Origin of the sequence: Leptospira kemamanensis, assembly GCF_004769665.1 — a bacterium.
Classification (GTDB): Bacteria; Spirochaetota; Leptospiria; order Leptospirales; family Leptospiraceae; genus Leptospira_A; species Leptospira_A kemamanensis.
The window spans coordinates 1-18,319 of sequence record NZ_RQGG01000037.1 but is presented as its reverse complement, the minus strand read 5'-3'; the positions used below and the strand labels follow the sequence as shown (position 1 = coordinate 18,319).

18 protein-coding genes are annotated in these 18,319 nt (G+C 40.3%); 8 read left to right on the top strand and 10 right to left on the bottom strand.

All coding sequences use genetic code 11. From position 1 onward, the window contains the following. Position 1 precedes the first annotated feature (1 nt). Genes EHQ59_RS14025 through efp form a run of 4 tightly spaced genes read right to left on the bottom strand, consistent with a single transcriptional unit; the run spans position 2 to position 2,668 of the window. Complete coding sequence (locus tag EHQ59_RS14025; RefSeq protein ID WP_135620276.1) at positions 2 to 739, bottom strand: SDR family NAD(P)-dependent oxidoreductase; 738 nt, start codon at positions 737 to 739, stop codon at positions 2 to 4. Between the two features lie 5 nt (positions 740 to 744). Beyond that, positions 745 to 1,473 carry an SDR family oxidoreductase gene (locus EHQ59_RS14020; RefSeq protein ID WP_135620275.1) on the bottom strand — a complete coding sequence of 243 codons (729 nt, stop codon included), beginning with the start codon at positions 1,471 to 1,473 and terminating at the stop codon, positions 745 to 747. After that, the gene (gene mtnB / locus EHQ59_RS14015) at positions 1,470 to 2,099 is read right to left on the bottom strand and encodes a methylthioribulose 1-phosphate dehydratase (protein ID WP_135620274.1); all 630 of its coding nucleotides are present in this window, start codon (positions 2,097 to 2,099) and stop codon (positions 1,470 to 1,472) included. Before mtnB ends, EHQ59_RS14020 begins: the two co-directional genes overlap by 4 nt. 2 nt (positions 2,100 to 2,101) lie before the next feature. Then, positions 2,102 to 2,668 (bottom strand): elongation factor P, encoded by a 567-nt coding sequence (gene efp, locus EHQ59_RS14010; protein ID WP_135601169.1) that lies wholly within the window; start codon positions 2,666 to 2,668, stop codon positions 2,102 to 2,104. Between the two features lie 68 nt (positions 2,669 to 2,736). Between efp and EHQ59_RS14005 the strand changes: the two genes are divergently transcribed. The 4 genes from EHQ59_RS14005 (at position 2,737) to EHQ59_RS13990 (ending at position 5,423) form a co-directional block, all read left to right on the top strand. After that, positions 2,737 to 3,801, top strand: a complete 1,065-nt coding sequence (locus tag EHQ59_RS14005) for a KamA family radical SAM protein (RefSeq protein ID WP_135620273.1) — start codon at positions 2,737 to 2,739, stop codon at positions 3,799 to 3,801. Then, entirely contained in the window at positions 3,785 to 4,345 is a 561-nt protein-coding gene (locus EHQ59_RS14000) for a hypothetical protein (protein ID WP_135620272.1), read from the top strand. The genes EHQ59_RS14005 and EHQ59_RS14000 overlap by 17 nt, the downstream gene beginning before the upstream one ends. Before the next feature lie 82 nt (positions 4,346 to 4,427). Next, on the top strand, positions 4,428 to 4,634 hold the full coding sequence (locus tag EHQ59_RS13995) for a hypothetical protein (RefSeq protein ID WP_135620271.1): 207 nt from the start codon (positions 4,428 to 4,430) through the stop codon (positions 4,632 to 4,634). Positions 4,635 to 4,637: 3 nt separating this feature from the next. Then, on the top strand, positions 4,638 to 5,423 hold the full coding sequence (locus EHQ59_RS13990) for a hypothetical protein (RefSeq protein ID WP_135620270.1): 786 nt from the start codon (positions 4,638 to 4,640) through the stop codon (positions 5,421 to 5,423). Between the two features lie 80 nt (positions 5,424 to 5,503). Here EHQ59_RS13990 and msrB read toward each other — a convergent pair whose 3' ends face one another. Further along, positions 5,504 to 5,983 (bottom strand): peptide-methionine (R)-S-oxide reductase MsrB, encoded by a 480-nt coding sequence (gene msrB, locus EHQ59_RS13985; RefSeq protein ID WP_279638184.1) that lies wholly within the window; start codon positions 5,981 to 5,983, stop codon positions 5,504 to 5,506. 116 nt (positions 5,984 to 6,099) lie between these two features. Here msrB and EHQ59_RS13980 point away from each other — a divergent pair, with 116 nt between their 5' ends. Together EHQ59_RS13980 and EHQ59_RS13975 are read left to right on the top strand one after the other, a co-directional pair. Beyond that, positions 6,100 to 7,758: a hybrid sensor histidine kinase/response regulator gene (locus tag EHQ59_RS13980; RefSeq protein ID WP_135620268.1), complete on the top strand. Its 1,659-nt coding sequence runs from the start codon at positions 6,100 to 6,102 to the stop codon at positions 7,756 to 7,758. 70 nt (positions 7,759 to 7,828) lie between these two features. Further along, positions 7,829 to 9,427, top strand: a complete 1,599-nt coding sequence (locus EHQ59_RS13975; protein WP_135620267.1) for a DEAD/DEAH box helicase — start codon at positions 7,829 to 7,831, stop codon at positions 9,425 to 9,427. Here EHQ59_RS13975 and EHQ59_RS13970 read toward each other — a convergent pair. Genes EHQ59_RS13970 through EHQ59_RS13960 form a run of 3 tightly spaced genes read right to left on the bottom strand, consistent with a single transcriptional unit; the run spans position 9,406 to position 12,156 of the window. After that, complete coding sequence (locus tag EHQ59_RS13970) at positions 9,406 to 10,476, bottom strand: SAM-dependent methyltransferase (protein WP_135620266.1); 1,071 nt, start codon at positions 10,474 to 10,476, stop codon at positions 9,406 to 9,408. The genes EHQ59_RS13975 and EHQ59_RS13970 overlap by 22 nt on opposite strands. Positions 10,477 to 10,493: 17 nt before the next feature. After that, a complete protein-coding gene (locus tag EHQ59_RS13965) occupies positions 10,494 to 11,312 on the bottom strand; it encodes a DUF1295 domain-containing protein (protein ID WP_135620265.1) in 819 nt (272 codons plus the stop codon). Between the two features lie 34 nt (positions 11,313 to 11,346). Then, on the bottom strand, positions 11,347 to 12,156 hold the full coding sequence (locus EHQ59_RS13960) for an SDR family NAD(P)-dependent oxidoreductase (protein WP_135620264.1): 810 nt from the start codon (positions 12,154 to 12,156) through the stop codon (positions 11,347 to 11,349). A gap of 92 nt (positions 12,157 to 12,248) precedes the next feature. Between EHQ59_RS13960 and EHQ59_RS13955 the strand changes: the two genes are divergently transcribed. Next, positions 12,249 to 13,271, top strand: coding sequence for a zinc-dependent alcohol dehydrogenase family protein (locus EHQ59_RS13955; protein WP_135620263.1), 1,023 nt, complete (start codon positions 12,249 to 12,251; stop codon positions 13,269 to 13,271). Positions 13,272 to 13,381: 110 nt separating this feature from the next. On the opposite strand, the gene EHQ59_RS13950 is transcribed toward EHQ59_RS13955, so the two are convergent. Next, the gene (locus EHQ59_RS13950) at positions 13,382 to 13,873 is read right to left on the bottom strand and encodes a hypothetical protein (RefSeq protein WP_135620262.1); all 492 of its coding nucleotides are present in this window, start codon (positions 13,871 to 13,873) and stop codon (positions 13,382 to 13,384) included. A 1,282-nt stretch (positions 13,874 to 15,155) separates the two neighbouring features. Between EHQ59_RS13950 and EHQ59_RS13945 the strand changes: the two genes are divergently transcribed. Next, positions 15,156 to 16,901: an alginate export family protein gene (locus tag EHQ59_RS13945; protein WP_135620261.1), complete on the top strand. Its 1,746-nt coding sequence runs from the start codon at positions 15,156 to 15,158 to the stop codon at positions 16,899 to 16,901. Positions 16,902 to 16,953: 52 nt separating this feature from the next. Here EHQ59_RS13945 and EHQ59_RS13940 read toward each other — a convergent pair whose 3' ends face one another. Further along, the gene (locus EHQ59_RS13940; RefSeq protein ID WP_135620260.1) at positions 16,954 to 17,682 is read right to left on the bottom strand and encodes a DUF4386 domain-containing protein; all 729 of its coding nucleotides are present in this window, start codon (positions 17,680 to 17,682) and stop codon (positions 16,954 to 16,956) included. Positions 17,683 to 18,319 lie beyond the last annotated feature (637 nt).

Below are 18,319 nucleotides of genomic sequence, written 5' to 3'. Positions count from 1 at the left end.
ATTAAATGGCAGTGATCCCGCCATCAACGGTCCAATTGGATCCAGTGATATAACCAGATTCTTTTTGCAAAAGGAAATTCACAACACGAGCAATCTCCGAAGGCTCAGCAATTCGCCTAACAGGAGTTTTGCCTATAATTTCGTTTTTGTGATCAGAGACTTGATCTTCTTGGATTCCCATATTTGTGTCTACATATCCAGGGCTTATCGCATTGGCAGTGATTCCAAATTTTCCCCATTCATCAGCAATGGATTTGATAAATCCAACTAACCCATGTTTGGAAGAAGAATATGCCACAGAATTACCAGATCCAACAATGGATAAAGAAGAAGCGATGGCAACAATCCTACCAAAACTTAAGTTTTTGAAAATGGGAAGAACGACTTTTGAAATGAGATAAAGACTTGTGAGATTGATGCGAAAAATAGATTCCCATTCTTCGATGGAAACTTCTGTGATCGGATGATATGGCCCACCAAATCCGGCAGTGTGTACGATTCCGTATACGTCCCCCATCTCCGAGGACTCGTGGATAATTTTAGAAAGACTTCTTTCCACCACAAAAGGTGTTTCCGAAAGGTCAATCTCTCGGTAGGTTTCTTGTAAAATGGGTTCTTTCGGGCGAACTTTGTCGAGATTCCAAACAGAAAATCCCGACAGGACAAGAGTTCTCACGATCTCTCGTCCAATCCCACCGCTGCCACCTGTCACGAGAACAATCGAATCCTTGATTTCCATCGGACTTACAAAATTCCTTTTTTTGGGGTAATGGATAAGTCATCCACAAAGATGGATTTTGGCAACCGCGAAATACACCACAAATACTCGGAAATGTCCGCAACAGAAACCATATCTTTCTTGTCAAATGCGGGTCTTGTGTCCCAAATCTCAGTCGCAACGGCCCCAAGGCTCACATGAATTACTTTGGTTCCCAAGGGTTTCCATTCTTCTCGTAAGGCACGACAGATTCCAAGGACAGCATGTTTGGATGCACAATAGGCGACCGACTCGGGGAATCCTAGTTTTCCTGCTGTGGAACCTAAAAACACAAAGGTAGAATTCTCAAAAATCGGTAACACCTTCGCAAAAGAACGAGAGAGTTTGATGAGAGAAACCACATTTAAGTCCAAATGGGATTGTAAGTCGACATCCGATAATTCGGTAAGAGGACCAAAGACTCCATCCCCTAAGGCAAAGTAAACGAGAAGGGAAAAAGATCCCTTTTCTTTCGTTTCTGTTTCCAATCCTAAATGGAGTTTCTCTGTAAATGTAGGAATCGAAAGATCTTCTTTGGCATCCAATTGGTAAGTGCCAGGGGAATCCAAAGAAAACGAAGTGAGGTCTTTTCTCCCTTTTCTCGAAAACCCAAAAACGAAATGGTTAGGGTCCGTTTCTTTTTGAAATCGTTTGTAAAGACCTTCGCCTATCCCGGAACCAATGCCAAAAATAAAAACAAAAGTCTTTTTTGTCATATCCTACGTGCCATCACTTGCAAAAGAAAATGCACTGCTTCCAAATGTTTGTTTGCTTCCGCGATTGTTTTCCCCCATACCGTTGGGCCATGTCCTTCGATGAGTAAAAAAGGAACTTTGGGAATTCCTTCTACAGTGAAATACCGTTTGATTTCGTTTGCAATGGTAGGGACATGAGTGTGGTTGTAAAACACAGGCATTGTAAGATTTGGTTTTTCGTCCCAAATCCCAAAAGCCTTGATGATCTCAATGGGTGGAATGGGAATCTCACGATACCCCTCAGCTTTTTCAACACCAAACTCGAGTAAGTTGGAGTCAATGGTATGTACATGAAGGCAAGAACCAACTTCTGGCATCTGCGAATACAATACTTGGTGGATACTTGTTTCGGCGGAAGGTTTTAATCCTTCGTTTGCTTGGACGAGACTTCCGTCACTTGCCGAGACAGAAACAAAGTCGGTAACTTTTAGTTCCCCTTTGTGTTTGCCAGAGGCAGTGATCCAAAATTGTTCTTTTGTAGAAGGGTCTCGGGTAGAAAGATTCCCAGCAGTGGCAAACATCCACTGCCTAGAATAATAGAGATGGGAAAGTTTGGTAACTTCCTGTAAGGATGAGATCAAATCCAAATCTATTTGTTCACGCGCTCCACGTAACTCAAATCACGAAGATCGATTTTTACCGTATCCCCTTGTTTGATAAAGATTGGAACTTGGACTTCGCCACCAGTTTCCACAGTCACTCGTTTGAGAGCAAGACCAGTGGTGTCACCTTTTAATCCGTCTTCTGCGTAAGTCACTTCCAAAATAGCAAAGTTAGGAGGTGTGACTCCAATTGGTTTGTCATTGTAAAAGGAAACTTCTACAGCTGTTTCTTCTTTCATAAAAGGAAGGATGTCTTCCACATAATCTTTGGAAACAGGGATTTGTTCGTAATCGTTGACATCCATAAAAATGATTTGGTCACCGTCAGCATAACAATACTGCATCTTACGGCGTTCCAAATCCACACTTTCCAATTTCTCAGCTGCTTTGAAAGTTCTTTCAATGGAAGAATCACGGACAATGTTTTTGAGTTTGGTGCGGATGAATGCAGAACCCTTTCCTGGGTTCACAAATTCGGTTTTGACGACGGAATAAAGCTCATTCTCGATCTTGAGGATCATCCCTTTTTTTACTTCAGTAATGCCTAGGTTCATAATTTCGTTACTCGTAAACAAAATCCGAGGGACTTGGCATAGTGTCAACCGAAGTATGGTCATAAGTCATGACTTGGTCCGATTGGAAATGGCAATTGCAAAACCGCATCACAAACTTAGCGGATTTGGAACGAGAACTCACTCTCACCGAGGAAGAAAAAGATTGTTTCCCCAAAGCCTACGAACAGTTCCAATTTGCTGTCACTCCCTATTATCTCGCCAGGGTAAACAAAGATAACCCTCATTGTCCGATCCGAAAACAAATCCTACCCCGATCGGGAGAACTAGTCCGAAGGCCAAATGAAATCGACGATCCTCTCGCAGAGGAACAACATATGCCTGTAAAAGGGGTGACTCATCGTTACCCCGACCGTGCCATTTGGTACATCTCTCATGTTTGCGCCGTGTATTGCCGTTTTTGTACGAGAAAACGAAAGGTCTCGGATCCAGAAGAAACTCCGAACCGAAACGAATGGGAAAAGGCTCTCAATTATTTTCGATCCCAAACCAAAATCCGTGAAGTCATTTTGTCGGGTGGAGATCCGCTCACACTGTCTGATTCTTCCTTGGACTATCTGTTAGGAGAATTAAAACAGATCCCTCATCTGAACCAAATCCGAATTCATACACGCCACCCCGTCACCATGCCCATGCGTCTTACCGAAAGTTTAAATTCTGTATTTTCGAAATACTTTCCACTCTACATGGTCACTCATTTTAACCATCCCAATGAAATTTCCGAAGAAACGAAATTCTATGTGATGCGAATGATAAAAGAAGGACATGTTTCTGTTTTTAACCAGTCGGTACTGTTAGCAGGGATCAATGATGATGCGGAAATTTTATCTGACTTAAATTACAAACTCATTTCCATCGGGATCAAACCGTATTACCTGCACCAATGTGATGAAGTGTTTGGAAGTTCTGATTTTGTCGTATCGATGGAAAAAGGAATTGAGATTTATCGTAAACTTCGGGGTTACCACTCAGGAATCACAATTCCCAGTTATGTAAAAGACCTAACCGGTGGTGGTGGGAAAGTATTACTTTCTCCCGATTACTTACAAAAAAAAACCGAGAAAGGGTATCTCTTTCAAAATTACTTAGGAGATGAATATGAAGTGGGACACTAAACCATTCTTGATTTTGATTTTAGTTTGTTTTGGTTTTCCATTTTGTAAATCCACAGATCCTGTTGCCAAGACCACAAACGAACAAAAAACAAAGTCCAAACCAGTCGAATCCAAACAAAACATTCCCCTAACAAAGGAACTACGACTGACATACCATGCCGTATGGACAGGCAAAGAAAGTTTTGAAGTTTTGGAATCTACTTCTCTTTTTGGAACAGGGAACCAATACAAAATCCAATTCTCACAGGACAAAGAGTTTTCTTGGTTACGGTTGTCTTCGACAGATCGGGAGAACCAATCTCAATTTCGTTATTATTTCAAAGAAGAATCTCAAAATCCAGATGTTTCTTATTTTATTTGGGGCCAAAAAAAATGCAGTGTCCAAGTCTTCCGTATGGCAGAGGGAGAGATGTATTTGCGTTGGGAAGGAATTCACAATGGTTTTTTACTGGTCTTTGAATCTTCCACAAAAAATACCGATCCTCCCAAAGAATTGGCTAAATCCTTTCACAATCTCATTCTAAAATCCTTAGAAGTGTACTAATCGATTTTTTCGAAAGCAGTGTTTTTTTAGAAAAAAAGATTAGGCAAATGAAAAGGTACCATTAGGTTTTGAGGAGAATTTTATGTGGTTAAAACTTGGCGAATCAGAAGTGATCAATTTGGACTTTGTGGCATCGATTAAAAAAAATCCAAACCAACCTTCCATTGAAATCATTTACCAAGATTTAAACAATGTAAAATCCCTTCCCTTCCCAGGCAAAGAAGAACGGGATCGTGCCTTCAAAGCCATATTAGAAAACCTTTCTCGCATGAAATTATACTTTGAATGAAATATGGAATTTGAAGCACTAAACCCTCATCTCTATGCACAAGTTTTGGATGAACTCGAACTCATCCCATCCACAAAACCGTACCAAATTTTATTTTATGGTTCCAGGGAACGCGGAGATTACCACGAGGATTCCGACTTAAATTTTTATCTTGTGGCTCACTCCACAGACCAAATGAAATCCCAATTCATTGATTCCATTTCCAGAGCCTTACAAAAATTAGAAGATGTGGCTCCCGTCAATATGATCGCTGGAGATGCTGATTCCCTTCGCCACCGATTGAAAATTTCAGAACCTGGGTCTGTGCAACTTTTAGAAGCCTCGTCTGTTTTTTTTGGAGAAGGGATTTTTGAAGATCTCAAAGCAGATTGGGAAAAATGGAAAGGACGTGAGATTCCTAAATCTGATCTCATCCAATACTTAGAAAAACGCATCCGATTTTTCAAACAACAAGTGACGCGCAATACCAAAGATGAAATCGCTCAATTAGAACGGATCACAACTCTCACCTTACATATTTGGGCCTTACAGAATATCGAAGACCTAACTCATATCGAACTTTTAAAAATGGATACTCCTGACCAACTCGTTCCTCTCTTTACCAATTTGTACAGAAAGGAATTGGAAGCACCAATTTGGGAACTTTTGGAATTGCAAACCAAGGTACGTAGACTCAAAATTGACATCCGTTGGAAACGAGAAGTTTCCCGCGAAGACATCCACGAAACCAAATACAAACTCATCTCACTTCGCAATGATGAAGAGTTTATGATGAACCTTTGGGCTTAAGTTAGGAAACCAAAGCCCCCTTCTCTTACCGAATCGTTTTTCCGAAATGGCATTACGCGAGTGTTCGTGAATCTCTCAATTCATTTTTGAAATTCCGATAAAAAGGCTTCGTATCCTCTTTCTTTGAGTTTGGCTTTCGGAATAAATTCCAAGGAAGCTGAGTTCATACAATATCGTTTCCCTGTGGGTTTTGGACCATCATCAAAAACATGACCCAAATGAGAATCTCCTACCTTTGACCTAACTTCTGTTCGTATCATGCCATAAGCATTGTCTTCGATTTCCACGACATTGGATTTTACCAAAGGTTTTGTAAAACTAGGCCAACCTGTTCCTGAATCAAATTTATCGTTAGAACTAAAAAGAGGTTCTTTCGATACGATATCTACATAAATCCCCTCATCATGAAGATCCCAGTACTCATTACGAAACGGAGGTTCGGTATCGTCTTCTTGTGTTACACGATACTGAATATCAGTGAGTTTTTTTCGTAATTCCGCGTTTCCCGGTTTTTTCGGCCTTTCTGTCGCCTTGGGAGAACAACAAAAGGAAGTGAACATAGTCAAAATTGCGACAGAAAGGAAAGAAACAGTTAAATTTCGTTTCATGGAAGTTAGACTGAGAGATTTTCTTTTTTTACTTTCATTTATACGAAAAATCCTTCGTCATAGTAAACATGCAGATTGCTCCTTTACCCAAAAATGAGGCCGCAAGACTCACCGCTCTAAAAGGACTCGAGATTCTCGATACTCCCGAAGAAGCGATGTTTGATGAAATCACAAAACTTGCTTCTATGATCTGCAATGTTCCTATTTCCCTTGTGAGTTTGATAGACGAAACCAGGCAATGGTTCAAATCCCATCATGGCCTAAAAGCAAGAGAAACACCTCGTTCCTTAGCATTTTGCTCTCATGCGATTTTAGGAGATGAAGTCTTTGTCATCCCGAATGCAAAAAATGATAATCGTTTTAAAAACAATCCACTTGTGAATGGTGACCCAAATGTGATTTTTTATGCAGGCATTCCACTTGCCTTAGATGACCAAATCAAATTGGGTACACTCTGTGTCATCGATAACAAACCAAGAGAGTTAAACGAAGAACAATTGCAGATGTTACGCCTACTTGGCAAACAAACTGTACGTCTTTTGCAAATGCGGAAAGACCGCGATAAATTAGAAATTGAAAAAAAATCAGCAGAACGTGCCACTGCGGCCAAACGAGATTTTATCGCTGCCATAAGCCATGACATTCGTAATCCTTTAAACTCTCTTCTCGGTATGGCAGAAATGATTCGAGAACAACCCATTCCCGAAATTGTGACTAGTTATGTAGATCATATTCATAATGCTGGGGAAGTGATTCTGAATTTAGTAAATGATACCATTGAACTTTCGCGTTTGGAAGAAAATGTATCAGTTCTCCAAAATGAATGGTTTAACTTGAGCCAATGTTTGGCGGTGTATCATAATTTTTTCAATCAAGAGACCAAACGAAAAAAAATCGAATTCCATCTGAAAAATGAAATTTCGGATACTGTATTTTTATTATCCGACAGACGAAAACTAGAAAAAATCATTTGGAACCTAACCACAAATGCTGTGAAGTTCACACACGATGGCAATGTTTCCTGTCATGTGTATTTGGAAACAAAAGCGGATGAACACGCCAATCTCATCATTCAAATCAAAGACACGGGTCCAGGAATTTCTCCTGAGATCAAAGACCGTCTCTTCCAAAAATACAATGAATTTGTTCCGGAAGGTTGTGAAATTTCAGGATCAGGACTTGGACTTTCGATCGTTAAACTATCGCTAGACGAGATGAATGGAGAGGTTCAAGTGAGTTCCGAACTGGGAAAAGGAAGTACCTTCCAAGTCAAAATCCCAACGGTTTGGAAAAGAGAAGAATCCCCCCTTGCGACCAAGGAAGATTTTAAAAAAAATGCAAACCTACCGACCTTCACTCATCGCAAAAAAGTACTCATCGCTGATGACAATGAACTGAACCGAAAGGTTTTAAAGAACTACTTACGGGCCCTTCCCTTTGACATCACGGAAACGAGTAATGGGATCGAAACAGAACGAATCCTCGATAGGGACCAATTTGACATCGCCTTTTTAGATATCGAGATGCCTGGAAAACATGGGACAGAGATTGCAAAGGCTCTTTCCTCGGAAAAAACGAGACCCATTTTGTTTGCGTGTACGGGTCTCAGTATGCCGGAAGAAAAGGAACAGATCCTTGCCTCGGGTTTTGAATACTTTATGCCCAAACCCTACTTAAAAGAAGAATTATACGCCCATTTGTACGAAATCGCCAAAAAACACCCCTAAGGTTTGCCTGGGAGGTATGGTAGTTTTTCCCTTTCTTTTTTAGGCCGTTTTTTTATTGTATCCTATTTCCATGACTAAGAATGACACCGAAGTTGGAAATGACTTCCAATCCTTCGGATTACGTCCTGAAATACTACAAGGAATCACTGAAGCAGGCTTCGAATCACCAAGCCCTATCCAAAAACAAGCGATTCCGCTCGTATTGGAAGGAAAAGATTTAATCGCACAAGCGCAGACCGGTACCGGAAAAACTGCAGCTTACGGACTCCCCTGTTTGAACCGAATCAATGTAGAAGATGGCATGCAAGTGCTCGTCCTCACACCCACTCGGGAACTTGCATTGCAAGTATCAGATGAATTGTACAAACTGGGAAAACATTTAGGAATCAAAACCACCACGATTTACGGTGGAAGTTCCTATTCTAAACAAATCACTCAAGTGGCAAAAGGTGCCCAAGTTGCTGTTGCAACTCCTGGCAGACTCCTTGACCTATTAAAAGGTAAGGAACTTAAAAATTTCAAACCATCGATGGTGATTTTAGACGAAGCAGATGAAATGCTTGATATGGGATTTATGGATGATATCGAATCCATCTTTGACTTACTTCCCACCAAACGCCAAACATTATTATTTTCTGCAACAATGCCCGAACCAATTAAAAAATTGGCGAGTAAATACCAAACGCACCCCGCTCATGTAAAAATTGCAGCAACAGAAAAATCTTCTAAGAACATCGAACAAGTGTACTACGTGATCGATGAAGCAGAACGTGAAATTGCTGTTGTTCGAATTTTGGATTATGAAAACCCATACAAGGCAATCATTTTCACAAAAACGAAAAAAGAAGCAGATGATTTAAAAGCAACCTTAAGTTTCAAAGGATATCCAGTTGAAGCTCTTCACGGAGACTTAAACCAAAAACAACGAGAACAAGTTTTAAAAAGCCTACATGATGGCCGAGTGAAAATCCTTGTGGCAACTGACGTTGCAGCACGTGGTCTTGACGTAAAAGATTTGTCTCTTGTAATCAACTACCACCTACCTTTTGATAGCGAAAGTTATACGCACCGAATTGGTCGTACTGGCCGAGCAGGAAAATCGGGTAAGGCTGTAACTCTTGTAACCACAAGAGAATCAAGAGCTCTACTTCGACTCAAAGGAACATCGGGAACGAACTTAACCATTGCAGCACTTCCTACTAAAAAGGAAGTACATGCAAGACGAGAAGAAGATTTCCTGAACAAAATTGTTGAAACCGAAATCCATGCCGATGCAGAAGATGTATTGGAAAAACTTTTGAAGTTAGACGACAAACGTTCTATTGCTTTAAAACTCCTTTCCAATATGCTCGACAAATCTAAAATCAGTGGCCCTGAAAAAATCGGAAAAACCCCAGCGGAATGGAGCGAAATGCCTCCAGGTGGTGGTTCTGGTGGTGGCAGACGTCGGCGGGATGATGGTGGTGGTGGATCAGGAAGTCGCGGTGGTTACCGTGGAGGAAGGTCCAACAGTGATCGCAGCGAACGTGGTGAAAGAAGTGAACGTGGAGAACGAAAAGAACGTGGTGGAGAAAGCCGCCGTTCCAGCACTCCCTCTTCTTCTAAAAAAGAAGGTGGAGTGTTTGTGAAAACGGCGGGAAAAAAAACTCAGCGTTTTCGGAACAAGTAGTGGCTCACAAACCACTCTTCTCCATTTCGATAACCCCATAACTCTGCACAGGCGAGAAAGAAAACTTTCCAATAAACAAACCATTTGGTTTTTTCTGTTTCGCCATATGTTTTGGCAAGGATAGGCATTAGTTTATCCTTGTTTTCGATCATGTTTTCATACCAAGCTTCAGATGTTCTTGCATAATGGGTTCCATTGACCACCCAGTGGTTTTCAATGAGAAAGTCCTTTTGGAAGTACAAAAACAAATCATCAGATGGCATCTGCCCACCTGTAAAAAAATACTTCGCCATCCAGTCCGTTTCATCAATCACTTCAAAGGGATATGCAAATTCTTTATGTGTGAAGATATGTACAAAAAACTTTCCATCTGCCACAAGAAACTTGGATAATTTCTCAAAGAGTTTTTCGTAGTTTTTCATATGTTCTAACATTTCCACAGACACAATGCGATCGAATTTGTCTTTTGTGGTAAACTCGTTCATGTCTTTGGTGATGATGGTGAGGTTTTTTAATCCTCTTTCTTTGGCACGTTTGTCGATGAATTCTTTTTGAGTGCGGGAATTGGAAACACCCGTTACTTTACATTTTGGAAATTTTTCTGCGATATAAAGAGAGATACTGCCCCAACCACAACCAAGATCAAGAACTCGCATTCCATTTTTAATTTCAGCACGTTCGACAGTGATGCGTAACATCTCTTCTTCGGATTCAGCAAATGTAGTATCAAGAGTTGGCCAATACCCAGAAGAGTATTTCATCCTTGGTCCCATCACATAGGTAAAAAATTCACTTGGAACTTCGTAGTGTTGTTCGTTAGCTGCCTCAGTGTGCACAGCAATTGGTGAATTCTTTAATGAATTCACATAATTCATTTTGTGTTCGAGTTGTGCGGTAGCGTTTTCTTTTCGCTCTTGTTTGATGCGTAGATCCAAGAGTTGGCGGATACGAAAACGAATGAGCCAATCTGGGAAAATATCCTTTTCTAAAAGTGAGTTGATACTAAACGAAGATGACTCTTCCTTTTTGTTAGAATCAGTGAAATTCATGTTTTATCCTTTTGTATTTAATGTTTTGGAAACCAAGGGAAAAATGCGTTTGTGGTACGCATGTATTCACGGAACAAATCCCCTTTGGACTGAAGAGAGTATTTCTCTGCAAAGGGAACACCGGAAACAAATCGTAATAAGACAAACATAAAAACGGGGGTAAAAAGGGATCCAATCGCTTCTGGCGCGGAAAGGATAGGAATCACACCAATCCCAAGCCAAATCACCCATTCAAAAAAATAATTGGGGTGTCTTGTATACTTCCAAAAACCTAGGTTACACACCTTACCTTTGTTTGTGGGAATGGATAAAAATTTGTGTAAATCTCGGTCCGCAATGGTTTCTCCCACGACACCAAGTAAAAACAAAGTCCAGCCAATCCAAACCATAAGGGTTCCATTCGGACCAAATAAACCTACATTGGGATACAAATTCCACTGGGAGGCAAAGTAAAAGGGAAAGGATAAAAGTAAGGCAAGGAAACCTTGTAATAAAAATACATTGGTAAACATTTTACTATGGACTTTGTCACCATAGTCTTTCCGAAACCCAGCGTACCGTTTGTCCTCTGGGTGGTTTGTACGGATCCGAGTCCAGTAGAGAAACCCAGAAAGCCGAATGGCCCAAACCCAAACGGGTATTAGAAGTGCTAGTTTTGCAAACCAATTGCCTGTTCCAAAAAAAGAAAGCACTGTCGCAATGCCCGCAATCACAAGCCCCCAACCCACATCAATGACAGCGTAATTGTCTCGGGTTTTTCCCCAAAACCACATGAGTGTCATAAAACAAAATGCAAAAATAACAGCCGTTACATACGGAACTAAAATATTGTCCAAGTGGGTTTTTCCTCTACCTTGGTTTAGACGGAGTTCAATGTGTTTTGAAGTCGTTGTAGAGTTTTTTATAGAGAATTTTTTCTAAAAACTTGGGAGAGAAAAACCGCATCCATTCTAAAAACTTACCACTCAAATTAAACGTCACAAGCCTTGCTTCTTTGTCCATGGCTTCCTTCATGAGAACATGAGCAACTTCCTTTGCCGACTTTCGTTTGCCTTTGGCAGGAGCTTCGGCGAGACGTTTTCCTTCAGCATCAAGACCAGAAGTGCGGAGTGCCGTGTCTGTATAAGGAACACAAACAAGGGAAACCCCAATCCCTTCCTCTAAACTTTCAATGCGAAGGGATTCCAATGCAGCATGAAGTGCTGACTTAGATGCAGAATAGGCAGCACGTCCAGGCACTCCATATAAGGCAGAGACTGTGGATGTCGTGACGATATTTCCTTTCGCTTTCAGTAGAAACGGAAGGAGACCCCGAATGAGTTGGATCGGACCAAAAAAATTGGTCGCAAAGGTCTTTTGGTACACATCCATCGAAAGGGAATCAAACCGTCCATGGGCTGTGATCCCTGCGTTATTAAAGAGTACATCCACTCGATCAATTCGTTTGGAGATCCAATCAATGGCATCTTGTACGGAACTCGGATCGGCAAGGTCACATGTGATCCTATGGAGGATGGTGTCTTTGTGTTTGGCTTCCGGTTTCGGAATGTCACCGGCTCTGCGAGCCAATAACACCAATTGGCAGGGAAAGACCGCAATTTCTTCGAGTAATGCCTTTCCAATCCCACTGGAAGCCCCAGTGATCACTACGACGCTATCGTTCCAAAATTCTTTTTTCATAACACCCTTTCCACTAGATTCCCACTCGACAAAGGAATCCGAAGGCAAAGGATCTGACGAGTGAATTTTCTGGAAAGGTGGATCAGGAATCGATGAAGAACAAAGTATGGGAAATCCAAGGAAGTTTTGGAATCCAAAACCTAAAAGAAACAGAACGTGAAATACCGGAAACGCTGGCACCCAAAGAAGTACTCGTTCGCCTAACAGCGACTTCACTGAATTATCGTGATTATTTAATGGTGATTGGGACTTACAACCCAAGGCAAAAACTCCCACTCATTCCTTGTTCGGATGGTGCTGGAGTTGTCGAAGCTGTTGGATCTGAGGTCACCCTTTGGAAAAAAGGAGACAGAGTCCTTCCCATTTTTGCCCAAAAATGGATCGATGGTGTACCGAATATGGACAATTTACGTTCTACTCTGGGTGGTCCCAATGACGGGTGTTTGGCGCAGTATGGGAAATTTTCCGAAGAAGGACTTGTTGCCACTCCAAGCCACTTAACTGACAAAGAAGCGGCCACACTAGGTTGTGCTGGCCTTACCGCTTATAATGCTGTTGTCAATTTTGGTGGGATCGAACCTGGGAGTGACGTACTTTGCCTTGGCACGGGTGGTGTTTCTTTATTTGCCTTACAGTTTGCCAAGATGATGGGAGCTCGTGTCATCATCACTTCCTCTAGTGATGAAAAATTGGCTCGTGCGAAAGCCTTAGGAGCTGATGAAACCATCAATTATGCAACGAAGGCCAATTGGGAACGAGATGTCCGAAAACACACCAAAATGGCAGGAGCCGATCTCATTATCGAAGTGGGAGGTGCAGGCACCATGCAAAAGTCCATGATGAGTGTAAAACCGTACGGAACCATTGCTCTCATTGGTGTGCTTGCAGGTGGTGAGTCCAGTTTGTCTCTCTACCCCATCCTCATGCAAGGGGTGAAAGTGCAAGGTGTGATTGTGGGTAGCCGCAGTGACTTCGAAAGAATGAACCGAGCCATCGAACAAAATCAAATGAAACCAGTTGTGGACAAAGTGTTCGGTTGGAAAGAAGTTCCAGAGGCCTTAGAATACCTACAAACTGGGAAACATTTTGGAAAGGTGGTGGTGAGTTGGGAGTAAACTAAGACAGGTGACCATGCATAAGCTTAAATCACATATACATAGTTATGCGAATCAAAAAAGTCCAAAACTTTGGGAAGTGTCTCCCGCCTTATGACATAGAAGGTTTTTCATTCGTTTCTGAATGCATTCTGTTTTGGAATTTTGAAATGAAAATTGAACCCATTCTTTGACTCAAAGGAATTTAGAATTTCATCGCCTACAATTTCAACAAAACCTACTTTATTTCCGTATTTAATCTTACTCATAATGGGTAAACAGCTGGTGTTGCTTCTGTTTAATACATTAGTAATGAAAAAAGTAGACTCCTTTGGGATTGTTAAATACAATTTACAATTTTTGAAGGAAAGGTATGTCTCAATATTCTCTTCCCATTCAGGATTTCGACTCTCACTGTTTCTCAACATTCCTGGTCTTTCAAAACAGGATGGTAATTCCTTTAAACAATGATCAAAACTGAGTTCCATCATCATCTCAGAATCCCTTGTATTTTCAATGGGAACCGTACCTACAAAATCACAATTGAAATTCAAAATCGAAATAGAAACAATTAAGAGTGCATTTCGCAGATACTTCAGAATCATACCATTCTTTAAATTCATTTGGATGTAGTTCCTTTGTTTCAATTGTAGTGATCAAATCAAATTTATCTATATAAAATGAGACTTTAGACCTTTTTATTTTAGAAAAACCAACTCTTTTATCCTTTGGACCCATTGACGAAAGTGGTAAAACATAGAGGATTCAAGATTTGTATTTACTAATACCCAAATATTTTCTGGATTGAGTGAGAATACCCAATGTTCCATTACCCATAATTTATCATCTGGTCTTGTCATCACTGGATGATACCTATCATAGTATGAAAAATAAACCTCTACGAAAACGCGATGGATCCTTTGATGATTGATACTTTCCAATTTAAAAATCGTAAACGATTCGAGAGTGAAGTATTGGAAGTCAGAACTAGGAGGATTCTTTAACCCATCTCTTTTTGGAAACAGAATCTGAATGGAGTCAGAAATCGAATATTCATGATTGTCCAATCTGTTTTTTAGTATTGCTTGAAAATGATTTGAACACAGTTTTTTGATTTGTTCCACATCGTGAAAATTAGTAAACTTCTTCTTATTTTTTAGACCTTGGATTTTTGAAGAGATGATTTCAATCGAGAGGGAGTATAGAAAAAACAGAAAAAAGGCAAATACAAAATAAAAGAGTTTAAAATTCCCCTCGATCCATTGATTCCGATAGAAAATGTAAAAACCGATTATTGCTAGAAGAAAAATCAAGTCTTTCATATTATAAATTGAAATTAAGGAAGTTCGAAATCCCAAGATAGATAATCCTGCAAAGAAGGATACTTAAGAATCCCTCTCGCAGTGATCCATACAAAAATTCCGAATGGGATTTGAGTCAATAAACCTAGAAATACGGAACGATTGTCGTATGTGACCCCATAAAAAACATTGATTCCAATATCCAAACCATGGGAAATTGTACCTACAAGGAACCCAAACACGTAAACCAAAAGAAAGATAAGGTGCTTTCGATTGAATTTGGATCCATTCCTTGTCCGATTACTTTGCAATTTTGCTTCGACTCCTTGCGTTTTGTCTCTTCTTAAATTTATGCCCTTCCTACATCGAACAGAATGTACAGAGCCTAGGCAATCTTTAGAAATTTAGAACATTTCGATGAACGAATTCACTCCTTGTGAATCTTCAAATTGAGAGAAGATACACAATATTACGAATCAAAATACAAATTGTCCAAGAAAATCAAACTTTCACTTTTTTTTAAACCTTTTTCCTCCAAACTGTACGAATCTTGCATTTGTTTTTGGCATAGGAGAAGACCTGTCCCGGTCTTTTGAAAAAAACAATGCGAAGAACCCTGATTCTATTGATCATACTTCTAATTACTGAATATTCTCTTTTTGCTCAAACAACCACAGTGGAACCAACCACTTCGAATTCCGCGCCTCCGAATTCGAATGTTAGTCCACAAACACAACCAGTTCCAGAACCCAAACCAACACCTCCTCTTTGGTCAGATGGATTTAGCGCGGGTGCTCTTGTTCGGATTCGTCCTGAAATGAAATACAATTTTGATTTCAATCGCAATACCAATGACAATGTTGATTTTACAGGACAAAAGATTCAATTCTGGATCCAAAAAGAATTCACAAAAGATGTGATCGCAAAAATCACTTTCCAAGATAGCCGCCTTTGGGGAGCCGAAAAAGGATCATTGACGGGGACAGCAAATGCCAATGATGGGACAAGGCAAAGTACAGATGTGAGAGAAGCGTATGTAGAGATTAAAAATAATTTCAGTTTCCCCTTACACGTACAAGCTGGTCGTCAAATTTTGCGTTATGGTGACGAACGTTTGGTGGGTTCTCTTGATTGGACAAATGTTGGTAGAAGTTTCGATGGACTTCGTTTCAAATGGGAAGACAAATTCTTTTCCTCACATCTTTTTGTCACTTCGGTAAGTGAACGCCACTCGGATATTGCAGGCAATACAACCAATTTTGGAATCAAATCTCAATACAATACTTACCTTGATTGTCCCTATAACGGCACAAAATTGTGTACAGCAAAAATAGATGCTCAAAGACAAGAGTTAGGTGATTCATACTTTACAGGTTTTTATAATACACTCAAACCATCTGATTATTTACATATTGATTTGTATTATTTGGGATTACAAAAAGAATACCTTCGCACAAACAATTCCCTTGTCCTTACCACGGGAGAAGTGGGAAATCCAAATACACGTGCGGGACGATGGGATATACTCCATACTTATGGAATCCGAGTTACCAACAAAACACAGGCAGGCAAAAAAGCAATTCAGGCAATTGATTATTCCTTGGAATACGCTACCCAAACAGGAACTACAGGTAGGAATATTACTCCCAAATGGGACACATTCCAAACCAATGTGAGTTTGGTTGACCCTCTCACCAATACAACATACCAACAAAATTTATACCGCGAAAAAGAGCGTTACAAAACATTCGCCTTTGGTGCTGACATTGGTTATACGATATCTAAGGTAAGGATGGGAGTCGCTTATGATGTGGGTAGTGGTGATCCAAATCGCACAGATGGTTCAATTGCATCCTTTCAAAACCTTTTTCACACTAACCATTTTTTTTATGGAATGGCTGACCAAGTCAGTTGGGTGAACATGAAATCAAAATCTATCAATATAAGTTATGCCTCTGAGTCTTTCGGAACATTTCGAATCGATTATTTTGCCATAGAAAAACACAAATTACAAGATAGTTGGTATGACTTAGTTGGTGTTGCAAAATCTGGTGCGAGTACTGAATCCATTTCGAATAACCAATACAATACAAGCCAAGTATTAACAGAAAATGGTGCTGGGAACAATCGCCCCGTATCCTTACTCGGAAGGTCGCTCTTTCGTGAGGTGGATGTAAAATACAATCTCCCTTATAAAAATATCATGATCGAAGGTGGATACAGTATGATATTTGCGGGTGATGCCATCCAAAACAAAGTGAATGACAGGACAGTGAATGCCAATGTTTATTCAAACCAATTTTCGAAAACAGCACAGTTTGCCTATCTAATGGTAACAGCGCAGTTCTAAAAGGAAATTGCCTTGAGGATTCACGAAGCATTCTCCCTTGTTTTGATACACTTCAGAACAAGGGCAGCAAATTGGTTGTATCAAAATCCTCAAAACCAAGAAACGATCGATAGAATAACCAACCAATCAAAACCACTTCTCCGATAAAGGTAAACATTGCAACCTCCCAATCATAACCGGCAACTAAAAGTTTACCGATCGCATCCATAGAATACCCAAGTCCCGCTACCACAACTAAGACCCCAATTATTTTCGATGTTTGTTTTGCAAAAAGGAATACCAGTCCAACAAGAATCAAGTGGATTCCAAATAATACTAACGAAAAATCCCAAAAGTTTTGAAAGGAATTATATAAATGTAGAACTGACGGACAAACATTTGCATTGCAAACAGATGTGACGGATCCTTCATTTTCCACAATAGGAAGGATTGAAAGTAAATTTTGTAATGCCACAACCAAAAGAACAGCATACACCAAACGAAACCATGCAGCTAACAATGATAATTCGAAGTGAAGTGGTCTTAAAATCAAATACAAACCCCAAGCAACAAGAACATCTAAAATCGCCACCACCAAAAAGAGAAAGATCCCCAATCTGAAGGAAAATACTGATGCCTTCAAATTAGCAATTGTGGCACCAAGGTCACCTGCAATAAACAAACTTGGGAAAATTTGAAAGTAAACGATAGGAGCAATCACCGCCATGGCAAGTAATCCAATTCCAGTAAAAAGAGAAAGTGTGCGTAATGTAAATTCTTTGGATGTTTTTGTGCGATTCATAGAGAAACCGTAACCATCCCATAAAGTTCCAAAGAATTTGTCATCTTTTTTTGGGGCGCCTCGAATTTGTTAGATGATTATCAAACCATCAAATAACGACCGCGCTATCCGCTCCAATCTTTCCGATCTACTTGTGGAATAAAATATTATTGAGATGGGAAAGGATTTCCGCTACTATCGCTGGCGCGAGCAGTGGGGGAAGATATGGAAGGCGGGAGTTAATCGCAATACAAATAAAAATCTTATGAGTGGCGATAATGGTGGTTCGGATAAATGCCAGGTATTGAGTGGCTCTGCGCATTTCGTTTATCACCCTCGTCCTTACAAGCTATACTCATTGCAATTAGCAGCGCCGTATCAAAAAAGTATTGACGTATCCCCTCACCCATCCTCCACAAACCAAGAGATGGGAACTGTATACTGGAATTCATTTTCGTGTTAGGCGGACTCTATCGCATCTACTGTGCTAGTATAGTATTCACCTGACAGTTTCGTAAAGAAGCAGTGGTCACACATCCTCAATTTAAAAAAATGATTTTTACCACAAAGTCATTTCCTAGGAGGAAAATGCATGACCACCACCAATACCAACGTAAACACCAAAGCAGCGAGAAGAAAGCTAAATTTACTAGAGTTA

What these genes read in the sequence shown, in the direction of transcription:
- EHQ59_RS14025 (WP_135620276.1), bottom strand. Translation starts at nt 739, where the DNA reads ATGGAAATCAAGGATTCGATTGTTCTCGTGACAGGTGGCAGCGGTGGG.
- efp (WP_135601169.1), bottom strand. Translation starts at nt 2,668, where the DNA reads ATGAACCTAGGCATTACTGAAGTAAAAAAAGGGATGATCCTCAAGATC.
- EHQ59_RS13995 (WP_135620271.1), top strand. Translation starts at nt 4,428, where the DNA reads ATGTGGTTAAAACTTGGCGAATCAGAAGTGATCAATTTGGACTTTGTG.
- EHQ59_RS13950 (WP_135620262.1), bottom strand. Translation starts at nt 13,873, where the DNA reads ATGAATTTAAAGAATGGTATGATTCTGAAGTATCTGCGAAATGCACTC.
- EHQ59_RS14000 (WP_135620272.1), top strand. Translation starts at nt 3,785, where the DNA reads ATGAAGTGGGACACTAAACCATTCTTGATTTTGATTTTAGTTTGTTTT.
- msrB (WP_279638184.1), bottom strand. Translation starts at nt 5,983, where the DNA reads ATGTTCACTTCCTTTTGTTGTTCTCCCAAGGCGACAGAAAGGCCGAAA.
- EHQ59_RS13975 (WP_135620267.1), top strand. Translation starts at nt 7,829, where the DNA reads ATGACTAAGAATGACACCGAAGTTGGAAATGACTTCCAATCCTTCGGA.
- EHQ59_RS13990 (WP_135620270.1), top strand. Translation starts at nt 4,638, where the DNA reads ATGGAATTTGAAGCACTAAACCCTCATCTCTATGCACAAGTTTTGGAT.
- EHQ59_RS14020 (WP_135620275.1), bottom strand. Translation starts at nt 1,473, where the DNA reads ATGACAAAAAAGACTTTTGTTTTTATTTTTGGCATTGGTTCCGGGATA.
- EHQ59_RS13940 (WP_135620260.1), bottom strand. Translation starts at nt 17,682, where the DNA reads ATGAATCGCACAAAAACATCCAAAGAATTTACATTACGCACACTTTCT.
- EHQ59_RS13980 (WP_135620268.1), top strand. Translation starts at nt 6,100, where the DNA reads ATGCAGATTGCTCCTTTACCCAAAAATGAGGCCGCAAGACTCACCGCT.
- EHQ59_RS14005 (WP_135620273.1), top strand. Translation starts at nt 2,737, where the DNA reads ATGACTTGGTCCGATTGGAAATGGCAATTGCAAAACCGCATCACAAAC.
- EHQ59_RS13960 (WP_135620264.1), bottom strand. Translation starts at nt 12,156, where the DNA reads ATGAAAAAAGAATTTTGGAACGATAGCGTCGTAGTGATCACTGGGGCT.
- EHQ59_RS13955 (WP_135620263.1), top strand. Translation starts at nt 12,249, where the DNA reads ATGAAGAACAAAGTATGGGAAATCCAAGGAAGTTTTGGAATCCAAAAC.
- EHQ59_RS13945 (WP_135620261.1), top strand. Translation starts at nt 15,156, where the DNA reads ATGCGAAGAACCCTGATTCTATTGATCATACTTCTAATTACTGAATAT.
- EHQ59_RS13970 (WP_135620266.1), bottom strand. Translation starts at nt 10,476, where the DNA reads ATGAATTTCACTGATTCTAACAAAAAGGAAGAGTCATCTTCGTTTAGT.